At 61.0% G+C, this 5,886-nt stretch carries 6 protein-coding genes; 1 reads left to right on the forward strand and 5 read right to left on the reverse strand.

Going from position 1 to position 5,886, the window contains the following annotated elements; genetic code table 11:
- Positions 1–352: 352 nt before the first annotated feature.
- Both Q0288_RS07685 and Q0288_RS07690 read right to left on the reverse strand, forming a co-directional pair.
- Positions 353–1,357 carry an aldehyde reductase gene (locus Q0288_RS07685; protein WP_299429311.1) on the reverse strand — a complete coding sequence of 335 codons (1,005 nt, stop codon included), beginning with the start codon at positions 1,355–1,357 and terminating at the stop codon, positions 353–355.
- Positions 1,358–1,578: 221 nt separating this feature from the next.
- The gene (locus Q0288_RS07690; protein ID WP_299429312.1) at positions 1,579–2,112 is read right to left on the reverse strand and encodes an AAA family ATPase; all 534 of its coding nucleotides are present in this window, start codon (positions 2,110–2,112) and stop codon (positions 1,579–1,581) included.
- 128 nt (positions 2,113–2,240) lie between these two features.
- Here Q0288_RS07690 and Q0288_RS07695 point away from each other — a divergent pair, with 128 nt between their 5' ends.
- Positions 2,241–3,902, forward strand: a complete 1,662-nt coding sequence (locus Q0288_RS07695) for a hypothetical protein (protein ID WP_299429313.1) — start codon at positions 2,241–2,243, stop codon at positions 3,900–3,902.
- A 202-nt stretch (positions 3,903–4,104) separates the two neighbouring features.
- Here Q0288_RS07695 and Q0288_RS07700 read toward each other — a convergent pair whose 3' ends face one another.
- The 3 genes from Q0288_RS07700 to Q0288_RS07710 form a co-directional block, all read right to left on the reverse strand.
- Positions 4,105–4,626, reverse strand: coding sequence for an NADP-dependent oxidoreductase (locus Q0288_RS07700; protein WP_299429314.1), 522 nt, complete (start codon positions 4,624–4,626; stop codon positions 4,105–4,107).
- A gap of 199 nt (positions 4,627–4,825) precedes the next feature.
- Positions 4,826–4,957, reverse strand: a complete 132-nt coding sequence (locus tag Q0288_RS07705) for a hypothetical protein (RefSeq protein ID WP_299429315.1) — start codon at positions 4,955–4,957, stop codon at positions 4,826–4,828.
- Positions 4,954–5,802 carry an NADP-dependent oxidoreductase gene (locus Q0288_RS07710; RefSeq protein WP_299429316.1) on the reverse strand — a complete coding sequence of 283 codons (849 nt, stop codon included), beginning with the start codon at positions 5,800–5,802 and terminating at the stop codon, positions 4,954–4,956. Before Q0288_RS07710 ends, Q0288_RS07705 begins: the two co-directional genes overlap by 4 nt.
- Between the last annotated feature and the right edge of the window lie 84 nt (positions 5,803–5,886).

Raw genomic sequence — 5,886 nt, forward strand, 5'->3', positions numbered from 1 at the left:
AGCGGGGCGGTTTCTTCCTCGACCATCGGCAGGAGATTAGGGATCCCGGTCATAAGGGTTGGTTTTCTTCAGGCTAGAGTGTAGGCCCCGGTGTTGCTGACCCAGCAGACAAAAAAACAGCTCATTGGGCCCAACCCGCCTGTTCGATTGGACGATTATAGACCTCCCAACCCCCCACGTAAAGTGTTTTTTCGCGCCGGCACCGTATTTTGTTCTTGAGAAAAGTCTTGGCTATGAATACCGTTCAAATCGGGCTGCAGCACCGCGCTTACCTGCTCGCCGGTGGTCGAAGTCATGCTTGCCGTGAATGCACCGGTTGAGGCCATCAGCCCGCAGGTGGGTTTGCGCATGGTTAAACAATGCCCTGCTGCCTCATCCCCTCGGCCATCTCCAGCACCGAGGGCTCGAGCGGGCGCGGCTTCCAGCCCAGCACCCTGCGGGCGGGTTCGCTGTTGAAGCGGTACTCCTTGCCCAGTTCGTCCAGCGTCAGCCGCACGGTTTGGTCGGCAATCGCTACCAGACGCACCACCCAGTCGGGGAACTCGAGCGTGGAAATGCGGTAGCCCCGGGCGGCAAAATGCCTTTGCAAAATCAGGGCGATTTCCCGAAAGCGGTGTCCCCCCTCGACGCATACAAAGCGCTGATTGGCCGCCTCGGGTACGGTCATGGCGGCGAGGTGGGCCAGAGCCACATCGCGCACGTCCACCGTAAAGAGAGTGGTGCGCGAAACCCCAGGCACCTCGCGCTTCATCAGCTTGCGGATGTACTCCCTCGAGGTCGGGTAGTGCCCGTCCAGCGATGGCCCCAGAATCAGGCCCGGGGCGATGACCGATAGCTCGAGGCCGTGCTCCCTGGCAAAGGCCCAGGCCGCTTGCTCGGCCAAAGTTTTGCTTTTGGGGTAGGGCTGGACGCGGCCCTCGAGGTTCGACCAGTCGCGCTCGTCGAAGACCCTGCGGGTCTCGGAATGCCCGTTCATGATCGCAGCAATGGAGGAGGTCAGCACCACCCGCTCTACGCCCGCCTGTTTTGCCACTCTCAGCACCCGCAGGGTGCCTTCACGGGCCGGAACGATCAGCTCGTTCTCGTCCTGGGGGATGGTCAGGGGGAAGGGCGAGGCCAGGTGCAGCACGTAGGCGCAGCCCTGAGCCGCCCTGTCCCAGCCCGGGTCGTTTTGCAGGTCGGTCTGGACGAACTCGAGACCATCCCGCACATCGCCCAGCGCCTTGCGCAGCGCGGCTTCCTTGTCCAGCGAACGCAGGGTTCCGCGCACCCTATAGCCCTGCTGCAACAACTGCTGGATGCAGTGCAGGGCTACAAACCCGCTGGCTCCGGTCACGAGTACAGTGTTTTGGGGCATGAGTTAGCATACTCCGATACTCCGGGTGTGGCTCGAGCCACCTAACACCGCCCAGTAGTCGAAAAACCATGCGCTTTACGGTCATAGAACTCTATTTTCCTATGCACCAAAAGTGACGAAGAGCCGGAAAACGGGGTTCATATATACGTTGCAAAGAGTTTAGGTCTTTAGCCCAGTCAGGCTGGCGGGAGTTGGGTTACTCTGAGGATATGGTCTACGGTCTACTCGACGGTGAGGTGTGTGGAGTTCACGACAATCCAGCCGGGTTTGGGATGCTCTGCGATGATCGGGTGACTGAGCCGATTGGCGTTCTCGAGCATCTTGGCAAAATCATTCTCCGACCCGTTTCGACCGTACAGCCGCTGTAGGGTGGTCTCGAAGCTGAGCAGTAAGACGATTTTGTCTGCTTGCGAGCCCAGGTCGTAGTGAGTCTCGGGAACCGTGTTGAAGCCCATATGAAACGGAGTTCCGGGAATGTGGTTGAACCCGAAGTCGTCTATTGCCACTGCGAAGCCCGCGCTGTTGTAGGTGCGGGCCATCTGCGAGGCGGCCACTCGAGCCAGCCGAATCTGCTCACCGGTAACCTTGGCGGTGGCCTCGTTGCTGAAATTCATATCCGACAACCCGCCCACCACCATATGCCGCAGGTCGTCCACCGGGATGTGCAAGCCCAGCTTGAAGCGCGAAGCCAGCGCCCTCGAGACGGTGCTCTTGCCGCAGGCCGGGGTTCCCATCACCAAGAATATTGGGGCCATTGGGCGCATCTTACCGCGTGAAGGCAGTGGGGTCTCGAGATCCCACCTCTACTTGGCCCGTGGTTGCTCCGATACTGCTAGGAAGTGCTATCCTTAACAGCGTTCCAATAGTTCCCGCGGGGGTATTTGTGAGTGGATACTATGATCTTGGCAGCTATAGCCGCCCGGTCAGCACGCAGTCCGAAGAGGCTCAGCACTGGTTTGACCGGGGTCTGATCTGGTGCTACGGCTACAACCACGAAGAATCGGTACGCTGTTTTCAGAAGGCCGCTGAGTCTGATCCTAACTGCGCGATGGCCTACTGGGGCATCGCCTATGCACTCGGCTGCAACTACAACAAAGCCTGGGAAGCCTTCCGCGAGGACGAACTCGAGCTGGCTTTCCCGGCCATTGATGCCGCCATGAGCCACGCCCTGGGCCTGGCAAGCGCGGCCTCCCCCGTAGAGCGGGCGCTGATCGAGGCCCTGGCCCACCGCTACCCCGCCCAGCGCCGCGATCCCTACGCCTTTAGCGCCTGGAATGATGCCTATGCCGCAGCCATGCGGGCAGTGTACGCGACCTTCCCCGACGATCTGGACGTGAGCACCTTGTTCGCCGAGGCACTGATCAACCGCACCCCCTGGAAGCTGTGGAACCTCCGAAGCGGCCAGCCCGCAGAGGGTGCGGACACCCTCGAGGCCGTAGCGGTGCTGGAAAAAGCCTTAAGTCAGGTCGAGCGCGAGGGCCTCGAACCCCATCCCGGTCTGCTGCACATGTACATCCACACCCTGGAGATGTCCCCGCACCCTGAGCGGGCCTTGCCCGCCGGCGATGCCCTGCGCGACCTGGTGCCCGAGTCCGGGCACCTGTGCCACATGCCCTCGCACATTGACGTGTTGTGTGGCCGCTACCACCAGGCCGTGGTGGCCAACAGCAAAGCCATCGAAGCCGATCAAAAGTATCTTCAGCGCGAAGGGCCGCTCAACTTCTACACCCTCTATCGCTGCCACAATTATCACTTCAAACTCTATGCGGCGATGTTTTTGGGACAGTCCCAGGCTGCCCTCGAGGCCGCCAACCAAATGATCGCCAGCATCCCCGAAGAACTGCTGAGGGTGGAGTTGCCCCCGATGGCCGACTGGCTCGAGGGCTTTGTCACCATGCGGCTGCACGTGTACATCCGTTTTGGAAAGTGGGAAGAAATCCTGGCTGAACCCTTACCCAAAGACCCGAACCTGTACTGCGCCACCACCGCCATGCTGCACTATGCCAAGGGCATCGCTCTGGCGGCGACGGGCCGGGTTGCGGCAGCCGAGCAAGAAAAGCTACGGTTCGCCGAGGCCCTGGCCAGGGTGCCCGAAACGCGCTACGTGTTCAACAACAAATGCACCGACATTTTGGCAATCGCTGCTGAGATGTTGAACGGGGAGATCGAGTACCGCAAAGGCAACTTCGAGCAGGCTTTTGCCCACCTGCGTAAGTCGGTTGAACTCGACGACAGTTTGCCTTACGACGAACCCTGGGGCTGGATGCAGCCGACCCGCCACGCCCTGGGGGCACTGCTTTTGGAGCAAGGCCGGGTGGCCGAAGCCGAACAGGTCTACCGCGATGATTTGGGTCTGAACAGCACCCTGAGCCGGGCCTCGCAGCATCCCGACAACGTTTGGAGCTTGCACGGTTATGTCGAATGCCTGCACAAGCTGCACAAACACCACGAGGCCATGCAGATGGAACAACGCCTCGAGCAGGCCAAAGCCTGGGCTGATGTCCCCATCCAAGCCTCGTGTTATTGCCGCCTCGAGGTTTCGTAAACCTCCCAAGTCTGTAGAGTGCGCTCGCGCACCGACTTTGGGGATAGGAAGCCGGGTATTAGCTCGTCCACTCTATTTTGGTGGGCACTCGCCTGCGGTGCCCGTGGGCAACCGCGTCCCAGCCGTGGCCGAGGGGCGTTGTCGGGCTCGGAGGCACCCAGCTCCCGCGAGAACTCGAGGTTGTGCGCGGAGGCCGTGCCGATCACCCTCGCGCCCCGCCACTTGACCAGTTGCACCGCGAAGCTGCCCACCTCGCCGCGCCGTGGATCAGAACCGTCCGCCCCTCGCTCAGATTGGCGGCATCTATCAGCGTGCGCCACGCCGTCAGCCCCACGTGCGGCAGGATGGCGGCTTGCAGGTGATCGAGCGAGGGGGGCTTGGGGGCAGCCTCGGAGGCCACGACGGCTATGTACTCGGCATAGGCCCCGTTGTGGGCAGGGTTGGCGCGTGCCCACACCTCGTCGCCGGGGGCGAACTCCTCCACTCCGAGGCCGACCTCCTCCACCACACTCGAGACATCCAGCCCCAGCACCAGGGGGAAGGTGTAAGGGTAATAGCCGCTTACGTACCCGGCACGGGCGGCGCAGTCGAAGGGGTTGGCGGCGGTGGCATGAACACGGATCAGTAACTCCGCTTCGGCTGGTATAGGGCGAGGGACATCTTCTATAGCCAACTGGTCAACACCACCATAGTTGTGGATGCGGACGGCTTTCATGGATTGCATGGGTGGCTCCATTGAAAAGGGTGCTAAAGTTTGTCTGGGGTGCGGATGGTGGTATCTGCACCGACATCATCAATCGCATGCTGGTGTACTCTCATCGCGTTTCCTACCATTACGGCATGCGCAGTGCTGCGCTAAAGCGGGGCGTAATGCACGCCGCATAGCAAAAAAACGCTATACGGCGTATTCGTGGGAACCGCTCTCAGACCTCGATGAACACCTCGAACTGCTCCTGGGTGGATGGCGCGGTGAACAGCCTGGCGAAATGTGAGATCACTTCCTGATACTTGCCGCTGGTATTCCACACGGTGGCATCGGCCTCGGTCTCCCTCAATCCGCGACCTTCAAGACCAGCTTCCCGCGTGTGTGCCTGCCCTCCACCGCCTGGTGAGCTTGCCGAATGTCCTGGAGCCCCAGCACCGAGGACACCACCGGCCTGATGTGCCCGCTCTCGACCAGGGAGGCAATCTCCTTTAGCACACCACCCGCCGGTGGAAAAGCAACCACAAATTGCTGGCGTGCATTATGTGCATCGGCGGTTTCTTGTGAAGGGGCCTGGACGATGGAGAGCAGTATACCGCCGGGCTTGAGCACTCTCCAGGAGCGCTCCTGGGTCTCACCCCCCACCGTATCCAGCACAATGTCGGCATCGTGCACTACCTCTTCGAAGGGGATACTGTTGTAATCCACCACCTCGTCCGCACCCAACTCTCTTAAGAGATCGAGGTTGTGCGCAGAGGCCGTACCGATCACCCTCGCACCCCGCCATTTGGCCAGTTGCACTGCAAAGCTGCCCACCCCACCCGCTGCGCCGTGGATCAGAACCGTGTGTCCTTCACTGACGTGGGCTGCATCCATCAACATGCGCCAGGCGGTTAGACCTACGTGTGGCAGAGCGGCCGCTTGCAGGTGATCGAGCGAGCGGGGCCTGGCCGCAACTTCGGAAGCCGCGACGGCTACATACTCGGCATAAGCCCCGTTGCTGGCAGGGTTGGTGCGCGCCCATACCTCATCGCCCGGGGCAAAATCACTCACGCCTGGGCCCACTTCTTTCACCACCCCCGAGACATCCAGACCCAGAATCAAGGGAAAGCTGTAGGGATACCAGCTGCTCACATATCCAGCCCGGGCCGCACAGTCGAAAGGGTTGACGGTGGTGGCGTAGACCCGGATCAGCACCTCGCCCTCGGCTGGTACCGGACGAGGAACTGTAGTGCGCCCCTAAAGTGAGACCATAAGCTAAGAGAGCTTTTGGTTGATTTT

Origin of the sequence: uncultured Meiothermus sp., from assembly GCF_937863175.1 — a bacterium.
Lineage (GTDB): Bacteria > Deinococcota > Deinococci > Deinococcales > Thermaceae > Meiothermus.

Excerpts from the sequence above, each read along its gene's own strand:
- Q0288_RS07685 (WP_299429311.1), bottom strand. The coding sequence starts at position 1,357 with ATGCCCCAAAACACTGTACTCGTGACCGGAGCCAGCGGGTTTGTAGCC.
- Q0288_RS07690 (WP_299429312.1), bottom strand. The coding sequence starts at position 2,112 with ATGGCCCCAATATTCTTGGTGATGGGAACCCCGGCCTGCGGCAAGAGC.
- Q0288_RS07700 (WP_299429314.1), bottom strand. The coding sequence starts at position 4,626 with ATGCAATCCATGAAAGCCGTCCGCATCCACAACTATGGTGGTGTTGAC.